The organism is Pseudomonas sp. KH_017 (assembly GCF_057840285.1).
In genome coordinates, this window is the sequence record NZ_CM174509.1 from 2204828 (window position 1) to 2224071 (window position 19244).

At 59.4% G+C, this 19244-nt stretch carries 15 protein-coding genes; 4 read left to right on the forward strand and 11 right to left on the reverse strand.

What is annotated here, in order from left to right; genetic code table 11:
• Positions 1–121 precede the first annotated feature (121 nt).
• A complete protein-coding gene (locus AC3IT6_RS10015) occupies positions 122–1468 on the forward strand; it encodes a hypothetical protein (RefSeq protein WP_489355155.1) in 1347 nt (448 codons plus the stop codon).
• A 50-nt stretch (positions 1469–1518) separates the two neighbouring features.
• Here the strand turns inward: AC3IT6_RS10015 and AC3IT6_RS10020 are convergent, their stop codons facing one another.
• Together AC3IT6_RS10020 and AC3IT6_RS10025 are read right to left on the reverse strand one after the other, a co-directional pair.
• Positions 1519–2670 carry a M14 family metallopeptidase gene (locus AC3IT6_RS10020; protein ID WP_489355157.1) on the reverse strand — a complete coding sequence of 384 codons (1152 nt, stop codon included), beginning with the start codon at positions 2668–2670 and terminating at the stop codon, positions 1519–1521.
• 487 nt (positions 2671–3157) lie between these two features.
• Positions 3158–3499, reverse strand: coding sequence for a DUF6124 family protein (locus AC3IT6_RS10025; protein WP_150725904.1), 342 nt, complete (start codon positions 3497–3499; stop codon positions 3158–3160).
• 129 nt (positions 3500–3628) lie between these two features.
• Here AC3IT6_RS10025 and AC3IT6_RS10030 point away from each other — a divergent pair, with 129 nt between their 5' ends.
• Positions 3629–4276 (forward strand): LexA family protein, encoded by a 648-nt coding sequence (locus AC3IT6_RS10030; protein ID WP_489355160.1) that lies wholly within the window; start codon positions 3629–3631, stop codon positions 4274–4276.
• Positions 4277–4315: 39 nt separating this feature from the next.
• On the opposite strand, the gene AC3IT6_RS10035 is transcribed toward AC3IT6_RS10030, so the two are convergent.
• The 4 genes from AC3IT6_RS10035 to AC3IT6_RS10050 form a co-directional block, all read right to left on the reverse strand.
• The gene (locus AC3IT6_RS10035; protein WP_489355162.1) at positions 4316–6271 is read right to left on the reverse strand and encodes an acetyl/propionyl/methylcrotonyl-CoA carboxylase subunit alpha; all 1956 of its coding nucleotides are present in this window, start codon (positions 6269–6271) and stop codon (positions 4316–4318) included.
• Positions 6271–7083: a gamma-carboxygeranoyl-CoA hydratase gene (locus AC3IT6_RS10040; protein ID WP_489355164.1), complete on the reverse strand. Its 813-nt coding sequence runs from the start codon at positions 7081–7083 to the stop codon at positions 6271–6273. The genes AC3IT6_RS10035 and AC3IT6_RS10040 overlap by 1 nt, the downstream gene beginning before the upstream one ends.
• A gap of 130 nt (positions 7084–7213) precedes the next feature.
• Positions 7214–8821 carry a carboxyl transferase domain-containing protein gene (locus tag AC3IT6_RS10045; RefSeq protein ID WP_150671715.1) on the reverse strand — a complete coding sequence of 536 codons (1608 nt, stop codon included), beginning with the start codon at positions 8819–8821 and terminating at the stop codon, positions 7214–7216.
• Positions 8822–8833: 12 nt separating this feature from the next.
• A complete protein-coding gene (locus AC3IT6_RS10050; RefSeq protein WP_489355167.1) occupies positions 8834–9997 on the reverse strand; it encodes an isovaleryl-CoA dehydrogenase in 1164 nt (387 codons plus the stop codon).
• Positions 9998–10289: 292 nt separating this feature from the next.
• Between AC3IT6_RS10050 and AC3IT6_RS10055 the strand changes: the two genes are divergently transcribed.
• A complete protein-coding gene (locus tag AC3IT6_RS10055) occupies positions 10290–11987 on the forward strand; it encodes an AMP-binding protein (protein WP_489355169.1) in 1698 nt (565 codons plus the stop codon).
• Between the two features lie 691 nt (positions 11988–12678).
• Here AC3IT6_RS10055 and AC3IT6_RS10060 read toward each other — a convergent pair.
• From AC3IT6_RS10060 to AC3IT6_RS10070, 3 genes are all read right to left on the reverse strand, one after another.
• Positions 12679–13578 carry a hydroxymethylglutaryl-CoA lyase gene (locus tag AC3IT6_RS10060; protein ID WP_150725910.1) on the reverse strand — a complete coding sequence of 300 codons (900 nt, stop codon included), beginning with the start codon at positions 13576–13578 and terminating at the stop codon, positions 12679–12681.
• Positions 13579–13720: 142 nt separating this feature from the next.
• A complete protein-coding gene (locus AC3IT6_RS10065) occupies positions 13721–14122 on the reverse strand; it encodes a MerR family transcriptional regulator (RefSeq protein WP_007992801.1) in 402 nt (133 codons plus the stop codon).
• A gap of 205 nt (positions 14123–14327) precedes the next feature.
• Positions 14328–15257, reverse strand: coding sequence for a LysR family transcriptional regulator (locus AC3IT6_RS10070; RefSeq protein ID WP_223444704.1), 930 nt, complete (start codon positions 15255–15257; stop codon positions 14328–14330).
• A gap of 165 nt (positions 15258–15422) precedes the next feature.
• On the opposite strand from AC3IT6_RS10070, the gene AC3IT6_RS10075 reads away from it, so the two are divergent.
• A complete protein-coding gene (locus AC3IT6_RS10075) occupies positions 15423–16652 on the forward strand; it encodes an acyl-CoA dehydrogenase (protein WP_095059574.1) in 1230 nt (409 codons plus the stop codon).
• 114 nt (positions 16653–16766) lie between these two features.
• On the opposite strand, the gene AC3IT6_RS10080 is transcribed toward AC3IT6_RS10075, so the two are convergent.
• Together AC3IT6_RS10080 and xthA are read right to left on the reverse strand one after the other, a co-directional pair.
• Complete coding sequence (locus tag AC3IT6_RS10080) at positions 16767–18107, reverse strand: substrate-binding domain-containing protein (protein WP_489355172.1); 1341 nt, start codon at positions 18105–18107, stop codon at positions 16767–16769.
• A gap of 189 nt (positions 18108–18296) precedes the next feature.
• The gene (gene xthA, locus AC3IT6_RS10085) at positions 18297–19109 is read right to left on the reverse strand and encodes an exodeoxyribonuclease III (protein ID WP_223444710.1); all 813 of its coding nucleotides are present in this window, start codon (positions 19107–19109) and stop codon (positions 18297–18299) included.
• Positions 19110–19244 lie beyond the last annotated feature (135 nt).

The window sequence follows — 19244 nt, forward strand, 5'->3', positions numbered from 1 at the left end:
CCACCTGTCAACTCTGACAGTTTCGCTGATCTGAAAAAGCACGTTCAATGCTCAAAGACTGCAGTGGTCCCGAGCGGGGCCAGTCGAACAGCACTGATCGTGCCATTCAGGGAGACGAACCATGTTCAAGACTGCAGGTGTGGGTTCCATGCGACGCGCTTTTTCCGGGCTGTCGTTAGTGTGTTTGGCTGTGTTACTCGGTGCTTGTGCACATCCACCGACGACTGATTCCGTGGAACCGAAAAGCCGGGTTGTCGAGAATGTTGCGAGTAAATCGACTGCAGAGTTGTATGCGGATTTGATTGCGCCGGCGGTTTTCGAACGTTCGAGTTCCAAGGTCATTGGTGGTTACACCGTTGAGAGCGGTAAGTTGCGGATGCCGGATAAGTCCGAGGGTTCGCTGGTAACGGTGCGTTCGTCTGATGGAAGCTTGATGGCATTGATTAATAGGCCGGGACTATTCGGTTCTTTACACGTTGATAGTAAGGGTGCAAGTAATTTCACTCCTGAGCCTGGGGTTAATACCGATATAGAGGACGCTGTCCCCAATCCGAATGAAAAAAACGCCACCGAACCTGTGGGTTCAACCAAAGCAGAACACTATGTTGTCGATGTGTTGATGGGGTATTCCAAGGCAGGGGTTATTAGAGCGGGGGGAGATGCGCATGCTGATGCGTTGGCCAAGATAGAGTTGGTCAATATTATGTTGCGCAACTCCTTGGTGGACAACGTTTCATTGAGACTGGTTGGTATTCAGATAGTTGAAGATGATTACCCCATTACAACTGAAACCCTCGGGAAAATACGTACAATTTTTGCCGAGGGTATGGCCAAGTTTGAGCCAGACGTTACGTACGGCAATTTTGCTTATATTGTGCCAGGAGGGGCAATCGGATGGGGATGGACGCCTGGTGGTTCTGCTATCGGTGTATCTAGTAGCGCTTCGACATTCGCTCATGAGATTGGCCACAATGCGGGCAGTAATCACTGCAACGTTAACGGCGTGAATAACTATCGTTTTGGATATTTTAATGGAAAATCGCGAAGTATCTTATGTAGTGGCCCAAATTCACTTTACTATTCGACACCGGCCGTCATCGATCAGTATGGTTTGCCGTTAGGGAATGCTGTAACCGCCGATACAGCGCGTGTCTGGCGCGAAAATGCTGTGCGACTATCCTCTTACGCTCCACCCCAATCCCCACCAACCGCGCCAGAAAACCTTGCCAAAGTGGGCTCAACCACTAGCACGATTACCTTTAGCTGGAGCGCATCGCCTAAAGCAGTTCGATATGAAATATACAGCGTGAAAAGTATTGGGAGCCCGCTGCCAAAAAAAATTGGAGACAGTACGGCGTTAACGTTTACCGCAACCAATATTTCAGGGGAGGCACTGTACTTCGTTAAGGCTGTCAGCTTTGTTGAATTGGTTTCACCGCCGAGCAATTCCGTCGTTACAACGCCGTAAAGCTCAGGAGGGTGACATGACCTTGTCAGTTCATGTCACCGTTAAACCAACTAGCGTAAGCTCGCTACGACATCCGCCACTGTTGTCAACACATCCTTCCCCAACTGCTTCGACCGCTTGCCCGACCACCCGGTCAACGGATTCGGATGATCGTCGTGATCCTTGAACGGCATTTCCAGGGTCAGCGACAGGCAGTCGTACTTCTGACCCACGCTGTTGCAGGCCAGCGTCATGTTGGCCTGGCCCGGCTCGTCGCGGGTGTAGCCGTACTTGGTCTGGAAGTCTTTGGTGGTGTGCTTCAGGTGGCTGCGGAAGTGCTCTTCAAGCTTTTCGATCCGTGGCGTGTAGCCTGGATTACCTTCGCAACCAGCGGTGAACACGTGAGGAATTTCCTCATCACCGTGAGCATCGAGGAACATATCGACGCCGTACTTTTCCATCTGCTGCTGTACGAAAAGGACTTCCGGGCTGGTCTCCTGGCTGGCGTTCTGCCAGGCGCGGTTCAGGTCCTGGCCCATGGCGTTGGTGCGCAGGTGACCGTGGAAAGCGCCATCCGGGTTCATGTTCGGCACCAGGTACAGGTCAGCGCTGGCCAGCAGTTTGTTCAGCACCGGGTCGTCGTGCTTTTCCAGGCGCTCGATCACGCCTTCCATGAACCACTCGGCCATGTGTTCACCCGGATGTTGCTGGGCGATGATCCACACTTTGCGCTGGCCTTCGGCGCCGGTACCTTTGCGCAGTAACTGGATGTCGCGACCTTCGACACTCTTGCCGGTGGCCAGCAGTTCGGTGCCGGCCTTGGTCAGCGCCTGCTCGACCAGCCAGTCGTGGCGGCCACGGCTGTAGGGTTCGAAGTAGGCGAACCAGGCATGGGTCTGCTCGGCTTCGAGGCTGAAACGCAGGCAGTCGCCTTCGAAAATGGTGGGTACGCGGAACCAGTTGACGTGATCGTAGGACGCCACCGCCTGATAACCGGTCCAGGCCTTGTTATAGGAGGATTGGCTGGCATTGTTCAGGCGAAACCAGTGCTCCTGGCCGACATGCAGGCCGCTGGCCTTGAAGTGAAACCACTGGAAATGGGCACTGCGGGTGTCCGGGCGAATGGCCAGAAGCGGTTTGAGCGGATCGCTGATGTCGATGACTTGGATGTTGCCGCTGTCGAAGTTGGCACTGATGTCGAAAGAGGATTTAGCCACGGCCATAATCGGATCCTGAATATGATTTTTTATGGCGGCTACTTTACACGCAAGAGTGGGGTGAAACCGAGGGAAATTGCGGGGTGCAGAGGTGGGGGGCGTCCTCCTTGACGCCGTCGCAGCTTAGAGACTGTGCGATTGATTCTCAAGTGCTATCTGTCGCTGGTTTCAACCCATGATGCCGGGCTTCTCTTGCCAATCGGCATTCTTTTGATATCATCCGCGCGCATCGAATTTGCGACCCCCAAAGACTTCATTAGCCTGAAGCCAAAGCCAGAAAACGGGCAAAAAAAAGACCCGGCAAAAAGCCGGGTCAAAAACCGTGATTAGCCTGATGAGGAGATAGTCCGGGAGACCGACCTAAGGTCACCTGGTCCATCGACTGATCTCGCGATCAGTTGATGCAATAATAATCATTCTCGTTTGCGGGTCAAGCGTTTTTACCTGCACGACAGGAAAATTCTTTCCTGTCCTCTCGATTTGCCTTCTCATCTCAACCGTTTTCATACTTCTCCAGTGATCGATCGACCATCGCCTTGGCCATGTCGATCATGTGCACCGTCGAAAACGCCAGGTCGCGATTGGCGCCTTGCAGGTGATTGGCTGACTCGTACGCAGTGGCGGCAGCACAGCGCAACAGGTCCAAAGCATGGACCAGCGCCTCTTCGCCGCTGATATTGCGGTTCACATCAAAAAAACGCGGCTCGGCCACTTCCTCCGAAATAGCTGGTTTCAAGTAATAGTCCAGCGCGCGTTGTGCCGCCGCTGAGCCCAGGGGCGAAGTGAAAGTGGTGTCGATTTGCATGTCCGGCAGGTCATTGGTGGGTTGGTTCATGGCGATGGCAAGCTCCGTGTTAGATTCAGATCCGTGAATCGATCCTAATACGAACTGTATTTGTGACGATAATTTAAATACTACATTTTGTGTTTTGCTGGCCGGAGTCGCCCACGTATCGTGCCGCACATGGATAAATGGATTGAATTGGTCAAGGCCAAGATGAGTGAACTCAAAATCACTCAAGAGATACTCGCCGAGCGCCTCGGGATGTCCCAGGGCGGCATTGGCCACTGGCTCAATAAACGTCGTGAACCCGGCATCGAAGACATGAACCGTGTGCTGCGGGCGCTGGGCCTCGAGTTTCTCGAAGTGGCGCTGGTGATCCGGGAACCGCAGGCGTCAACGGATGACGAAATCCCCCTGACACAGAAGTACAACCCGTACTTTCGCTACCCGGTCAGTGACTGGCGCGAACCTGCCGAAGTGCGCGACGGCGAGGTTGCGGTGTATGGAAAAGGGCACTTTGAACTGTCCGATTACCACGCCCGGGGGCCGGCATTCTGGTTGAGAGTGGCAGGCGATGCGATGACCGCACCCAATGGCATCAGCATCCCGGAAGGCATGCTGATCCTGGTGGACCCGGCGGTGGACGCCGAGCCTGGCAAACTGGTCATTGCCCAGTGGCCGGACAGCGCCGAAGCCACGTTCCGTAAGCTCATCGAAGAGGGCGGGCAGCGTTATCTGGTCCCGCTCAATCCGACGTATCCGAAAGCCTTGTACACCGAAGAATGTCGAATAATCGGTGTAGTGGTTCAGGCAACAGCCAGGTTCTGATCGGATCGGTCCTCGCGATGCGTAGGACCGATCTTCATTTCACGCTTCTTCCAGTTCGACCAGCGCACTGCCTTCGCTGACCATCTCGCCTTCCTGGCAATACAGCGCCTTGATCACCCCGGCATGGGGCGCGCGGATGCTGTGCTCCATCTTCATCGCTTCAAGTACCACCAATTGCGCCCCGGCTTCGACCGATTGCCCGGCCTCCACCAACACGCGGACGATGCTGCCGTTCATGGGGGCGGTCAGTCCGCCGTGATGGCTGTGGCTGGCTTCAACGGCGGTGATCGGGTCGTAGGACTCGATGCGGCGCAGTTCACCTTCCCATTGCAGGTAGACAAAATCACCACGGCGAATCGCCCGATGCTGGCGTCGCACGCCGTCGTGCTCGGTCAGTAGCTGTTCGCCCTTGAGTTGGGCGTCGCGGGCCTTGGGATCGCCCAGGGTCAATGCGCGATCCTGGCCTTCGCAACTCAGGTGCAGGGTAATCTCTCTCGGCAAACCAGCACGCAGCCCGTTAACCGTCGCCCACGGCGAGCTCGGGTCATCGGCGCGGGTTGCAGGCGGCTGGCTCTGGGCAAACGCCTGGGCGGCGGCCTGCCAGAAATCATCGCTGAGTTCCGCAGGCGCCGGCAGTAACTGTTCCTGATAGCGCGGAATGAAGCCGGTATCCAGTTCGGCTGCGGCAAATGCCGGATGGCCGATGATGCGCCGCAGGAAATTGATGTTGGTCTTCAACCCGCCAATGGCGAATTCGTCGAGCATGCTCAGCAGGCGCAAACGCGCCTGTTCACGATCCTCGCCCCAGGCAATCAACTTGCCGAGCATCGGGTCGTAGAACGGCGAGATCTCGTCGCCTTCTTCAACGCCACTGTCCACTCGACGCCCCGGCCCTTGGGCGGATTCGCGATACAGCTCCAGACGACCGGTCGCCGGCAGGAAATCATTGCCCGGGTCTTCGGCATACAGCCGCACTTCGATCGCGTGGCCCACCAGCGGGACCTGGTCCTGAGTCATCGGCAACGCTTCGCCGCGTGCCACGCGAATCTGCCAGGCCACCAGGTCGAGGCCGGTGATGGCTTCGGTGACCGGGTGTTCGACCTGCAGGCGGGTGTTCATCTCCATGAAGAAGAATTCGCCGCGCGCATCCAGCAGAAACTCCACGGTGCCGGCACCGACATAACCGATGGCCTGGGCCGAACGCACGGCGGCTTCACCCATGGCACGCCGCAACTCCGGGCTCAGGCCTGGCGCCGGGGCTTCTTCGACGACTTTCTGATGGCGGCGCTGAATCGAGCAGTCACGTTCGTTGAGGTACAGGCAGTTGCCGTGTTGGTCGGCGAACACCTGGATTTCCACATGACGTGGCTTGAGCAGGTATTTCTCCACCAGCATCCGCGAGTCGCCGAACGACGATTGCGCCTCACGCTGGGCCGAGGCCAGGGCTTCGGCCAGTTGGCTGACGTCCTCGACCACTTTCATGCCTTTGCCGCCACCACCCGCGGTGGCCTTGAGCAGCACCGGGTAGCCGATGCGTTCGCAGGCGGTGCGGAAGGTTTCCAGGTCCTGGGCTTCGCCGTGATAACCGGGCACCAGTGGCACGCCAGCGGTTTCCATCAAGGCCTTGGCGGCGGATTTACTGCCCATGGCGTCGATGGCCGAGGCGGGTGGGCCGAGGAATATCAGGCCGGCGTTTTCGATGGCGCGGGCGAACCCGGCGTTCTCGGATAAAAAGCCATAGCCGGGGTGAATCGCCTGGGCGCCGCTGGCCTTGGCGGCGGCGATCAGTTTGTCGATCTGCAGATAGCTGTCGGCGGCTTTGCTGCCACCGAGGTCGACCCGAATGTCAGCTTCGCGGCTGTGCCGGGCGTCACGGTCGGTGGCGCTGTGCACGGCCACGGTGGTCAGGCCCAGGGCCTTGGCGGTACGCATCACCCGGCAAGCGATTTCGCCACGGTTGGCCACCAGCAGGGTGGTGAGGACAGGTGCGCTCATCAACGGGGCTCCTTGGTGGTTTGTGCTTGCCAGTTCGGCGGACGTTTTTGCAGGAAGGCGCGCAGGCCTTCCTGGCCTTCGGGGCTGACACGGATGCGGGCGATGGCGTTTTCGGTGTAGCGGCGCAATGCCGGGGTCAGTGAGCCGTCGCCGACTTCGCGCAACAGGTCCTTGCTGGCGCGCATTGCCGCCGGACTATTGAGCAGCAGATTGTCGATCCACTGTTCGATTTTTTGCTCCAGCTCAGCGAGTGGATAGCTCTCGGACAACAAACCGATTTCCCGTGCCCGTTGCCCGCCGAAGCGCTCGGCGGTCAAGGCATAACGACGGGTCGCGCGCTCGCCGATGGCTTGCACCACGAACGGGCTGATGACCGCCGGCGCCAGGCCGATGCGCACTTCCGACAGGCAGAACTGTGCGTCATCGGCGCCGATGGCCATGTCGCAGCAACTGATCAGGCCCAGCGCGCCACCAAAGGCTGCGCCTTGCACCACCGCCAGGGTCGGAACTTTCAGTTTGGCCAGGTTGTACATCAACTCCGCCAGTTCCCGGGCGTCATCGAGGTTGGTGGCGTAATCGAGCTCGGCCGATTGCTGCATCCAGGCCAGGTCGGCGCCGGCGCTGAAATGCTTGCCGCGACCGCGCACGATCAGAAACCGCAGGCTAGCGTCACTCGCGACTTTGTCGAGGGCGAGGATCAGTTCGCGGATCATCTCGGCATTGAAGGCGTTGTTCTTTTCTTCACGGCTGAGCCACAGCGTGGCAAAACCACGGGGGTCGGTCAGCAGTTCGAGGGTGTTGAAGTCGCTCATGTTCGTCCGTCTCCACGGTCCTTGTGTAGGAGCGAGCTTGCTCGCGATGGATTACAGGGCAGCGCGTTTATTCAGAAAGCGCGCATTATCGTTAACGTCCATCGCGAGCAAGCTCGCTCCTACAAAAAAATCACATCCGGAACACGCCGAAGCGGCTCGGTTCGATTGGCGCGTTCAACGACGCGGACAAGGCCAGGGCCAGTACGTCGCGGGTCTGGGCCGGGTCGATGACACCGTCGTCCCACAGGCGCGCGCTGGAATAGTAGGGGTGACCCTGTTCTTCGTACTGGTCGAGGATCGGTTGCTTGATCTCGGCTTCCTGCTCGGCACTGAAACCATGACCACCGCGTTCGGCCTGTTCGCGCTTGACCTGCACCAGCACGCCGGCCGCCTGTTCGGCGCCCATCACGCCGATGCGCGCATTCGGCCACATCCACAGAAAACGCGGATCGTAGGCGCGACCGCACATGCCGTAGTTACCGGCGCCGAAGCTGCCGCCGATGATCACGGTGAACTTCGGCACCTTGGCGCAGGCCACCGCCGTCACCAGTTTTGCACCGTGCTTGGCGATGCCGCCAGCCTCGTACTTCTGGCCGACCATGAAGCCGGTGATGTTCTGCAGGAACAGCAGCGGGATGCCGCGCTGGCACGCCAGTTCGATGAAGTGCGCGCCTTTCTGCGCCGCTTCAGCGAACAGAATGCCGTTGTTGGCGAGGATCGCGATCGGGTAACCGTGCAGGTAAGCAAAACCGCAGACCAGCGTGGTCCCGAACAGCGCCTTGAACTCGTCGAATACCGATCCGTCCACCAACCGCGCAATCACTTCGCGCACGTCAAACGGTTGCTTGGCGTCGGCCGGGACCACGCCGTACAACTCGTCGCTGCTGTAGAGCGGGGCGATGGGTGTGCGTTGCTGAACCTCACCTTGCTTGCGCCAGTTGAGGTTGGCGACGCTGCGGCGTGCCAGTGCCAGGGCGTGTTCATCGCTCTCGGCGTAATGGTCGGCCACACCGGAAATTTTGCAGTGCACATCGGCCCCACCGAGGTCCTCGGCACTGACCACTTCACCGGTCGCGGCTTTCACCAGCGGCGGACCGGCGAGGAAGATGGTCGCTTGCTCGCGGACCATGATCGCTTCGTCGGCCATCGCCGGTACATAGGCTCCGCCAGCGGTGCAGGAGCCCATGACCACGGCAATCTGCGGAATGCCCATGGCGCTCATGTTGGCCTGGTTGAAGAAGATCCGCCCGAAGTGCTCGCGGTCCGGAAACACTTCATCCTGGCGCGGCAGGTTGGCGCCGCCAGAGTCCACCAGGTAGATGCACGGCAGGCGGTTCTGTTGGGCGATGGTCTGGGCGCGCAGGTGCTTTTTCACGGTCAGCGGGTAATACGAGCCACCTTTCACGGTGGCGTCGTTGGCGACGATCATGCATTCGACGCCTTCCACACGGCCGATCCCGGCAATCACGCCAGCGGCGGGGACGTCTTCGCCATACACCTCGTACGCCGCCAGTTGGCTGATCTCCAAAAATGGCGAACCCGGATCGAGCAAGCGGTTGATGCGCTCGCGCGGCAGCAGTTTGCCCCGCGAGGTATGGCGTTCCTGAGCCTTCGGGCCGCCACCTTGCGCCACTTGGGCGAGCAGGGTGTGCAACGCGTCGACCTGCTTGAGCATCGCCGCGCTGTTGGTGGCGAACTCCGCTGAACGGGGGTTGAGCTGGGTATGCAGGGTAGCCATGGACAGCTCCGTTTAGCGGGTTTCGTTGAACAGTTCGCGACCGATCAGCATGCGACGGATCTCACTGGTGCCAGCGCCGATTTCGTACAGCTTGGCGTCACGCAACAGACGACCGGCCGGGAATTCATTGATGTAGCCGTTGCCGCCGAGAATCTGGATCGCGTCGAGAGCCATTTGCGTGGCGCGTTCGGCGCTGTAGAGGATCACGCCGGCGGCGTCCTTGCGCGTGGTTTCGCCGCGCTCGCAAGCCTGGGCCACGGCGTACAGGTAGGCGCGGCTGGCGTTGAGTTGGGTGTACATGTCGGCGACCTTGCCCTGGATCAGCTGGAATTCGCCGATGCTTTGGCCGAACTGCTTGCGGTCGTGGATGTACGGCACGATCAGGTCCATGCACGCCTGCATGATCCCGGTCGGGCCACCGGACAGAACGACGCGCTCGTAGTCGAGGCCGCTCATCAGCACTTTCACACCGCCGTTGAGCACACCGAGGATGTTTTCTTCCGGCACTTCGACGTCATCGAAGAACAGCTCGCAGGTGTTCGAACCGCGCATGCCGAGCTTGTCGAACTTGTTGCTGCGGCTGAAGCCTTTCCAGTCGCGCTCGACGATGAAGGCGGTGATGCCGTGGGGGCCTTTTTCCAGGTCGGTCTTGGCGTAGATCACGTAGGTGTTGGCGTCCGGACCATTGGTGATCCAGGTCTTGCTGCCGTTGAGCACGTACTTGTCGCCGCGTTTGTCGGCGCGCAGTTTCATCGACACCACGTCGGAACCGGCATTCGGCTCGCTCATGGCCAGGGCGCCGATGTGTTCGCCGCTGATCAGCTTGGGCAGGTACTTGGATTTCTGTTCGTGGTTGCCGTTGCGGTTGATCTGGTTGACGCAGAGGTTGGAGTGAGCGCCGTAGGACAACGCCACCGAAGCCGAACCACGGCTGATTTCTTCCATGGTCACCACGTGGGCCAGATAGCCCAGGCCGGCACCGCCGTACTCTTCCGCCACGGTAATGCCCAGCAGGCCCATGTCGCCGAATTTGCGCCACAGGTCGGCGGGGAACAGGTTGTCGATGTCGATCTGAGCGGCGCGCGGGGCGATCTCCTTGGCGACGAAGGACTGGACCTGATCGCGCAGCATGTCGATGGTTTCACCGAGGGCAAAGTTCAGGGATGGATAGCTCATGGGTCACCTTTTGGCTTTTTTGTCGGTTGGTGAGACTGTCAATGGGTTCTCACCTTTACGTTAACGTAAGCCTGTGACGAATGGCTGTCAATCACCCTTTACGTTAACGTCAACTTGAGCGAGAGTAGAGGCAGTTCAAGATAGAACGCGGACCTACCCTGTGGGAGCGGGCTTGCTCGCGAAAGCGTCCTGTCAGTCGACATTCATGTTGTCTGATACACCGCTTTCGCGAGCAAGCCCGCTCCCACAAGAGACCGCCGGTAGCCCATAAATAAAGACAATAGGGGTCGTCATGGATCAACCCAGTGCAAGCCCGCAACGTAGTTACACCCGTGGTTCCCAGGACAAAGCCTTGCTGGCGATGACCATTGGCCAGGCGTTCGACAACACGGTTGCGCAGTACCCGGACGGGGAGGCGCTGGTGGTGCGCCATCAACAGCTGCGTTACACCTGGCGCCAATTGGCCGAGGCCGCGGACCTCCACGCCAGGGCACTGCTGGCGCTGGGGCTGCAAGCCGGGGACCGCCTCGGCATCTGGGCGCCGAACTGTGCGCAGTGGTGCATCAGCCAGATTGCCACCGCGAAAATCGGCGTGATCCTGGTCAACATCAACCCCGCGTATCGCAGTTCCGAACTCGAATACGTGTTGAAGCAATCCGGCTGCCAATGGCTGGTGTGTGCCGGGGCCTTCAAGACCTCGGACTATCACGCGATGCTGCAGGGCCTGGTGCCGGAGTTGGCCGGGCAATCCATCGGCAAGTTGCAGAGTGAGCGGTTGCCGGAGTTGCGTGGCGTCATCAGCCTGGATGCGCAGCCGCCGAGCGGTTTCCTGCCATGGTCGCAACTGACCGATATGGCGGGCAGCGTGACGGTCGAGCAACTGTATGAGCGCCAGGACAGCCTGCATTTCGATCAGCCGGTGAATATCCAGTACACCTCCGGCACCACCGGTTTCCCCAAGGGCGCGACCCTCAGTCACTACAATATTCTCAACAACGGTTACATGGTCGGCGAAAGCCTCGGCCTGACCGCCGCGGATCGCCTGGTGATCCCGGTGCCGCTGTATCACTGCTTCGGCATGGTCATGGGCAATCTTGGCTGCATTACCCATGGCAGCACGATGATTTACCCGAACGACGCGTTCGATCCGTTACTGACCCTCGGTACCGTGGCCGAAGAAAAGGCCACTGCGCTGTACGGCGTGCCGACCATGTTCATCGCCATGCTTGACCAACCACAACGCGCCCAGTTCGACCTGTCGAGCCTGCGCACCGGGATCATGGCGGGCGCAACCTGTCCTATCGAGGTGATGCGCCGGGTTATCAGCGAGATGCACATGAGCGAAGTGCAGATTGCCTACGGCATGACGGAAACCAGTCCGGTGTCGTTGCAGACCGGTCCTGCAGACGACCTGGAACTGCGCGTGACCACCGTCGGCCGCACGCAGCCGCAACTGGAAAGCAAGATCATCGACGAGGCGGGCAACCTGGTGCCACGTGGCACCATCGGCGAGCTGTGCACCCGCGGTTACAGCGTGATGCTGGGTTACTGGAACAACCCTGAAGGCACGGCGGAAGCCATCGACCAGGCCGGCTGGATGCACACCGGCGACCTGGCGAGCATGAACGATGAGGGCTACGTGTGCATTGCCGGGCGCAACAAGGACATGATCATCCGCGGCGGTGAGAATATTTACCCGCGGGAGCTGGAGGAATTTTTCTTCACTCACCCGGCCATTGCGGATGTGCAGGTGATCGGCATTCCTTGCTCGCGCTACGGCGAAGAAATCGTCGCCTGGATCAAGTTCCACCCCGGCCACAGCGCCACCGAGCAAGAACTGCAAACCTGGTGCAAGGAGCGCATCGCGCATTTCAAGACACCGCGTTACTTCAAGTTCGTCGAGGAGTTTCCGATGACGGTGACTGGCAAGATCCAGAAATTCCGCATGCGTGAGATCAGTATCGAGGAGTTGCGTAGCAAGCAGGTCTGACGAAGGCCGACTGTAGGAGCGAGCTTGCTCGCGAAGAACGTCAACGATAACGCGTGCAGTCTGGAAATACGCGGTGCCCTTGTGTTCTTCGCGAGCGAGCTCGCTCCTACAAAGGGCTGCGGAAATCTCAAACGCCAGACAGCACAAAGGGGAGCCGAAGCTCCCCTTTAATTTCGTTGCGCGTGCTCTTTTTTTATTATTGAGGGTCGGTCTGTTGTTGTTTTTGGCAACCGTTGCCCTTTACCGCTGTTTTTGGCGATCCCCATCCGGGATCAAGAGCAAACGTATTTTTTTGAGCGCTGATCTACTTTCTCGCTGAGCGATCCAACCAGTACGGGAGCTACCTGAAGGTAGTTTTATTATTCTTTGTCCGGTTGCGGGTAACTCCGAAAAGCACCCTGAAAAGCACATCTTCTCCAAAAAAATCTGTTAGCTGCGTCTCTGCCGTGTTGTTTTTGTTATGTCAGAGTCGTTACGTCTTGTTTTTATTAGGTTTGCCGCAATTTTTTTATTCTTGTTGTGCGATAGATATAGCAGGAGGCGTGCCAACTTTATAAAAGCCTTTAAAATCAATGCTTTGCAGATTTGTAGGGTTTTGCGCCTCAAGCAAAACCCTACATTTTGTTTCCGTGTTACTCGCTTGCGCCCACGTTTCAGACACAGCGGTAACACCCGGACACACTCAGCGCACTCACTGTGCGCTGCGGGCCTTGGCCACGCGGGAGCCGGTAGGGCGACCCAGTACGGTACAAATCTGCTGACCGGCGAGCATCAAGGCGTCGAGGTCGATTCCGGTGTCGATGCCCAGGCCGTTGAGCAGGTAAACCACGTCTTCGGTGGCGACGTTACCGCTGGCGCCCTTGGCATAGGGGCAGCCGCCCAGACCTGCGATGGAACTGTCGAACACCGAGATGCCTTCCAGCAGGCTGGCATAGATGTTGGCCACAGCCTGGCCGTAGGTGTCGTGGAAGTGCCCTGCGAGTTTCTCCCGGGGCACGTCCTTCGATACCACTTCAAACATCCTGCGGGTGGCGCCAGCGGTGCCGGTGCCGATGGTGTCCCCCAGCGAGACCTCATAGCAGCCCATGGCATAGAGCTCGCGGGCGACCACAGCGACCTGCTCCGGGGCGACGTTACCTTCATAGGGGCAGCCCAGCACACAGGACACATACCCGCGCACGGTCACACCATGTTGTCTGGCGGCCTCCATGATCGGCCCGAAACGCTCCAGGCTTTCGCTGATCGAGCAATTGATATTGCGCTGGGAAAACGCTTCGGATGCCGCCGCGAACACGGCCACTTCCTTGACCCCGGCGGCGAGGGCATCTTCGAAGCCGCGCAGGTTGGGGGCGAGCGCGCCGTAGACCACGCCCGGTTTACGCTGGATCTGCGCGAAGACCTCGGCGGAGCCAGCCATCTGTGGCACCCACTTGGGCGACACGAAACTGCCGACTTCTATATAGCCGAGCCCGGCTGCGGTCAGCGCATCGACCAGTTGCACCTTGTCGGTAACACTGATGGGTTGGGCTTCATTTTGCAGGCCATCGCGGGGGCCGACTTCGACAATGCGTACGTGGGTGGGGAGGGGCATGGGGTTCACCTGAAGTAATGGGTGAGTGGTGATCTACTGTGGGAGCGGGCTTGCTCGCGAATGCAATAGTTCATTCAACGCTTGTGTTGACTGACCCAACGCCTTCGCGAGCAAGCCCGCTCCCACATATGATTTGCTTATTTTATTGAACCGATTCCTGGCTTTTGAGCGTCTGCTCCAGCGCCTGCACGCAGCGCTCTTCGGCAGTATCGAGTTCCAGTTTCATCTGTTCGATGTCCAGCAACTGCTGTTCAAGCTGCTCCCGACGCTCGCTGATTTTCGCCAGCATGCTGTGCAACTGTTTTGTGTTACCGCTGGACGGGTCGTAGAGCTCGATCAGCTCGCGGCATTCAGCCAGGGAGAAACCGATGCGCTTGCCCCGCAGGATCAGTTTCAGGCTGACCTTGTCGCGGGGCGAGTAAATGCGTTCCTGGCCACGGCGCTCGGGGCTGAGCAGGCCTTGCTCTTCATAAAAGCGAATGGCGCGGGTGGTGATGTCGAGCTCGCGGGCGAGATCGGAAATGCTGTAGGTCTGGCTGCTCATGGGCGCGCTCGCAAAAGGTCATGGCGCTAAGCTAATGGCAGGTTGACGTTTACGTCAAGGGGCGTGAGATTTCAGTGTTCTTGCGGGCCTCTTCGCGAGCAAGCCCGCTCCCACAGGGATCTGTGTAGGGCACAAGTATTGTGTCCACTGAAGATCCAATGTGGGAGCGGGCTTGCTCGCGAAGAAGTCACCTCGGTATCAAGCCCTACACCTTCTCGAGCTTTTTCTCCTGCGCCGTCACCTGCTGACACAACTCGATCATCTGCTCGCGCATCCAGCGGTTCGCCGGGTCCTGGTCGGTGCTTTCGTGCCAGTAAAGATGGGTTTCCACCGGCGGTACATCGTTGACCGGCAGATAAAAGGCGTGCAGGTCGTTACGGCGGGCGAAGCGTTCCGGCACGGTCATGACCATGTCGGTCTGCTGCAACACTTGCGAGGCCATCAGGTAATGCTGGGAGCGCAGGGCGATCTTGCGCTGGATGCCCATCTTGCCCAGCGCCAGGTCGACATAGCCGAGGCCGCTGCGACGGCTGGAAATATGGATGTGGGTCAGGCCCAGGTAATCATCCAGCGTGAATTTCTCCTTGCCCGCCAGCGGATGCCCCTTGCGCATGGCGCACACGTAGCGGTCCTCCATCAACTTGACGTGACGCACCTGCGGGTCGGTGTTGAGCGGCGCATCCACCGCAAAGTCGAGGCGACCGGCCGCCAGTTCCTTGGTGGTTTCGCGGCGTTTGGACAGGAAGCTTTCGATGATCACCGCCGGCGCCAGGCGACGCAGGCGCTGGAACAATAGCGGCAGGATCACCGCTTCGGTGAGGTCGGTCATGCTGATGCGGTAAGTCTTGACGGCTTGCTGCGGGTTGAAAATGCGGCTTTCCTGCACTGACACGCGCAGCAGCGAGAGCGCGTTGCGCACCGGGCCGATGATGTTCTGGGCCATAGGAGTGGGCACCATGCCCTGGGCGGTGCGCACGAACAGCGGGTCGTTGAAGGTCTCGCGCAACCGGGCCAGAGCGTTCGATACCGCTGGCTGGGTAATGCCCACAATCTGCCCGGCACGGGTCAGGTTGGCTTCGGTGTAGATCGCGTCGAAGACGATGAAAAGGTTGAGGTCGACCTTGCTCAGATTCATTACGCGGCTCTCTTATTGTGTGGGCGGGCTGACCGTGACGATCAGTCGATCATATATCGGTGATGAATGTTTATACACGCCGAGAATAGGCTAGGTAAATTATCAATGCTGTTCTAGCATCGATTGCATGACCTAAACAACCTCCCCCAAGAAGGTATCTCGCTCATGGATTTCGCTTATTCGCCCAAGGTTCAGGAACTGCGTGAGCGCGTAACAGCGTTCATGGACACCTACGTTTATCCCGCCGAAGCCGTGTTCGAGCGCCAGGTCGCCGAGGGCGATCGCTGGCAGCCGACCGCGATCATGGAAGAACTCAAACTCAAGGCCAAGGCCGAGGGTCTGTGGAATTTGTTTCTGCCTGAGTCCGAACTGGGTGCCGGGCTGACCAACCTCGAATACGCGCCGCTGGCGGAAATCATGGGCCGCTCGCTGCTGGGACCAGAGCCGTTCAACTGCTCGGCACCCGACACCGGCAACATGGAAGTGCTGGTGCGTTATGCCAATGAAGAGCAGAAACAGCGCTGGCTCGAACCCTTGCTGCGCGGCGAGATCCGCTCGGCATTCGCCATGACCGAACCGGATGTCGCATCCTCCGACGCCACCAACATGGCCGCCCGTGCAGTACGTGATGGCGACGAGTGGGTGATCAACGGCAAGAAGTGGTGGACGTCGGGTGCTTGCGACCCGCGCTGCAAGATCCTGATCTTCATGGGCCTGAGCAATCCGGACGCGCCACGTCACGCCCAGCACTCGATGATTCTGGTGCCGGTGGATGCGCCTGGTGTGAAGATCGTGCGTCCGCTGCCGGTGTTCGGTTATGACGATGCACCTCATGGGCACGCCGAAGTGCACTTTGAAAACGTGCGAGTGCCGTACGAAAACGTCCTGCTGGGCGAAGGACGCGGCTTCGAAATTGCGCAAGGTCGCCTTGGCCCTGGCCGGATTCACCACTGCATGCGTTCGATCGGCATGGCCGAGCGCGCACTGGAACTGATGTGCAAACGCTCGGTGAACCGCACGGCGTTCGGCAAGCCTCTGGCACGCCTGGGTGGCAACATCGACAAGATCGCCGACTCGCGGATGGAAATCGACATGGCACGCCTGCTGACGTTGAAAGCGGCGTACATGATGGACACCGTCGGCAACAAAGTGGCGAAAAGCGAGATCGCGCAGATCAAGGTCGTCGCGCCGAACGTTGCGCTGCGGGTGATCGACCGGGCGATCCAGATCCATGGCGGGGCAGGGGTTTCCAACGATTTCCCGCTGGCCTACATGTACGCGATGCAACGCACCCTGCGCCTGGCCGACGGCCCGGACGAAGTGCACCGTGCGGCGATCGGCAAGTTCGAAATCGGCAAGTATGTGCCGAAGGAGATGATGCGCAGCGGGCATTAAGACCGCGGCGCCTGCCATTCGCGAGCAGGCCCGCTCCCACAGGGTTATCACTGGACCTGTGGGAGCGGGCTTGCTCGCGAAGGCGTCATTCCATTCAATGCACCAACATCAGGTTCAATACACCCAAACCTCAACCCGCCGATTCTTTATCCTTCCCTCATCGGCGCTATTGGCCGCCACCGGCATTTCGGCGCCGAATCCGCGAATCTCGCGAAACACCACGCCGCTCTTCACCAACTCCCGCCGTACCGCCATGGCCCGCAGCTTCGACAACAGATCGGCGCGTGCCGGGTCGCTCTTGGCATCGCCAAACCCCACCAACGTGACCTGACCATCGGTCTTGCCGTGCTGCTTTATATAGTCGAGCACTCGCGTCAGGTCTTGCCGCGCCTTGTTGTCCAGGCTGGCACTGCCTTCCTCGAAGCGAAAATTCACCGACAGCCGTTGAGCATGTCGACTCAGCGCCTGATAACCCTCAGGCATCAACGCATTGGGGGTAACGGCCATGGCCTGGACGGTTTGGGCAACAAAGCCGTTCGCTGCGACTATGGCCTGGCCGTTGCTGCTTTGGGCAAAGGCCACCAGAGCGTCAGCCCAGGGATTTTTCCCGTTGGGTGGCAGGTAGAAGAACAACCGACGGGACAGCGGATAATCTTCCGTGGCAATCAGGCTGTTGAGCGGCAGCATGGCTTGTGATTGACCGTCGACAATGGCCACGGCCTTGGCCTGGCGCACATAGGGCAAACCGATAAAACCGATGCCTTGCGGGTCTGCGCTGACCGCATCAGAGAGTTGTTCGCTGGACTCGAAGCGTTTCGCCGCGCTGCCGAGGGTTTTCCCTCGGCCGCTGAGGACCAGTTCCTTGAAGGTGTCGTAGGTCCCGGACTGATCATCCCGCGCATATAGATGAATCGGCCCGCCGCGACCGCCGATGTCTTCCCAGGATTTCACCTCACCACTGAAAATACGCGCCAGTTGCAGGGTGTCGAGCTGGATCAGCGGATTGTCCGGGTGAAGGATGATCGCCAGGCCGTCGATGGCAATGACCTGTTCGGCGCTCGGGCTTTTCAGGTCACCGAGCGATTGCAGGCTGGCCAGTTCGCTGTCCTTGATCGGGCGTGACGAGGCGGCAAGATCGGCGCTGCCTGCTTTGAGTGCGGTGAAACCGGTGCTGGAACCATGGGCCGCCACCTCCACCACAACCCGATGGCCCTCAGCGGTTTCGCCGACGATGCGCAGTTCGTTGGCGGTGTCCCGGGTTTCGCGGTGGATCCTGCGCAGGCCCTGTTCACTCAGCAGACCCTCGACCAGCGCCGGTCCCAATGCCGCGCCTATGGTGTTGGAGCCCTGAATCCGCAGCACCGGGCCGTGTTCGGGTGTCGGCAAGTCGCCGGCCGAGACCGCCTGCGGCCAGCCCGTGCACAGCATCAACAGGAACAACACGCGCAGCATCATGTCGGCACCTTACATAGCCAAAGGAGGTGCCGGGAGATTAAGTCAGTAACGTTTCCGAAAAATGACACTTTCTGATGTGGGAGCGGGCTTGCTCGCGAAAGCGGTGTATCAGTCAGCACAAATAGTGACTGACACTCCGCTTTCGCGAGCAAGCCCGCTCCCACAGGGGGGTGATGCAGCCTTCAGGGATCAGCTCAACTCAAGCCAGATCGGCGCATGGTCCGAAGGTTTTTCCATGCCACGCAGTTCGTAGTCCACACCGGCGGCCTTCACCCGTGGCAGCAAGCCGTGGGAGGCGAGGATCAGGTCGATGCGCAGGCCACGCTTGGGTTCGTCCTCGAAGCCACGGCTGCGGTAGTCGAACCAGCTGAAGGTGTCGGTCACGTCCGGGTTCAGGTGGCGGAAACTGTCGACCAGGCCCCAGTTCTTCAGGCGGGCCATCCACTCGCGCTCTTCCGGCAGGAAGCTGCATTTGCCGGTTTTCAGCCAGCGCTTCATGTTGTCCGGGCCGATGCCGATGTCGCAGTCTTCCGGGGAAATGTTCACATCGCCCATCACCACCAGCGGCTGGTCGTTCTTGAACTGGCTTTCCAGCAATTGCTGCAAGTCGCCGTAAAAACGTTCCTTGGCCGGGAACTTGGTCGGGTGGTCGCGGCTTTCGCCCTGTGGGAAATAACCGTTCATGATGGTCACCGGCACGCCGTTGGCGTCGGCGAAGGTGCCCCAGATGAAGCGCCGCTGGGCGTCTTCTTCGTCGGTGGCGAAACCCTTGTGCAGGGCCAGCGGCTCCTGGCGCGAGAGCAGGGCGACGCCGTAATGGCCTTTTTGCCCGTGGAAGTACACGTGGTAGCCCAGTGCTCTGACTTCATCGAGGGGAAACTGGTCGTCGTGGACCTTGGTTTCCTGCAAGCCGATCACATCGGGTTGGTGCTTTTCGATCAGCGCCGCCAGCTGATGGGGACGGGCGCGCAGCCCGTTGATGTTGAAGGAGACGATCTTCATGGTCGGCAGTCCTGGCAAAAGGGCGATGCTAGCTGACATGTGGGAATCGGGCCAGTGTGGGGTGAGGGGATTCGGTTTTGCCAGTCAGTTGTGCATGGGCAGTGATGGCCCTTTCGCGAGCAAGCCCGCTCCCAC

Coding starts and splice junctions, on each gene's coding strand:
- AC3IT6_RS10015 (WP_489355155.1), top strand. CDS start 122: ATGTTCAAGACTGCAGGTGTGGGTTCCATGCGACGCGCTTTTTCCGGG.
- AC3IT6_RS10020 (WP_489355157.1), bottom strand. CDS start 2,670: ATGGCCGTGGCTAAATCCTCTTTCGACATCAGTGCCAACTTCGACAGC.
- AC3IT6_RS10025 (WP_150725904.1), bottom strand. CDS start 3,499: ATGAACCAACCCACCAATGACCTGCCGGACATGCAAATCGACACCACT.
- AC3IT6_RS10030 (WP_489355160.1), top strand. CDS start 3,629: ATGGATAAATGGATTGAATTGGTCAAGGCCAAGATGAGTGAACTCAAA.
- AC3IT6_RS10035 (WP_489355162.1), bottom strand. CDS start 6,271: ATGAGCGCACCTGTCCTCACCACCCTGCTGGTGGCCAACCGTGGCGAA.
- AC3IT6_RS10040 (WP_489355164.1), bottom strand. CDS start 7,083: ATGAGCGACTTCAACACCCTCGAACTGCTGACCGACCCCCGTGGTTTT.
- AC3IT6_RS10045 (WP_150671715.1), bottom strand. CDS start 8,821: ATGGCTACCCTGCATACCCAGCTCAACCCCCGTTCAGCGGAGTTCGCC.
- AC3IT6_RS10050 (WP_489355167.1), bottom strand. CDS start 9,997: ATGAGCTATCCATCCCTGAACTTTGCCCTCGGTGAAACCATCGACATG.
- AC3IT6_RS10055 (WP_489355169.1), top strand. CDS start 10,290: ATGGATCAACCCAGTGCAAGCCCGCAACGTAGTTACACCCGTGGTTCC.
- AC3IT6_RS10060 (WP_150725910.1), bottom strand. CDS start 13,578: ATGCCCCTCCCCACCCACGTACGCATTGTCGAAGTCGGCCCCCGCGAT.
- AC3IT6_RS10065 (WP_007992801.1), bottom strand. CDS start 14,122: ATGAGCAGCCAGACCTACAGCATTTCCGATCTCGCCCGCGAGCTCGAC.
- AC3IT6_RS10070 (WP_223444704.1), bottom strand. CDS start 15,257: ATGAATCTGAGCAAGGTCGACCTCAACCTTTTCATCGTCTTCGACGCG.
- AC3IT6_RS10075 (WP_095059574.1), top strand. CDS start 15,423: ATGGATTTCGCTTATTCGCCCAAGGTTCAGGAACTGCGTGAGCGCGTA.
- AC3IT6_RS10080 (WP_489355172.1), bottom strand. CDS start 18,107: ATGATGCTGCGCGTGTTGTTCCTGTTGATGCTGTGCACGGGCTGGCCG.
- xthA (WP_223444710.1), bottom strand. CDS start 19,109: ATGAAGATCGTCTCCTTCAACATCAACGGGCTGCGCGCCCGTCCCCAT.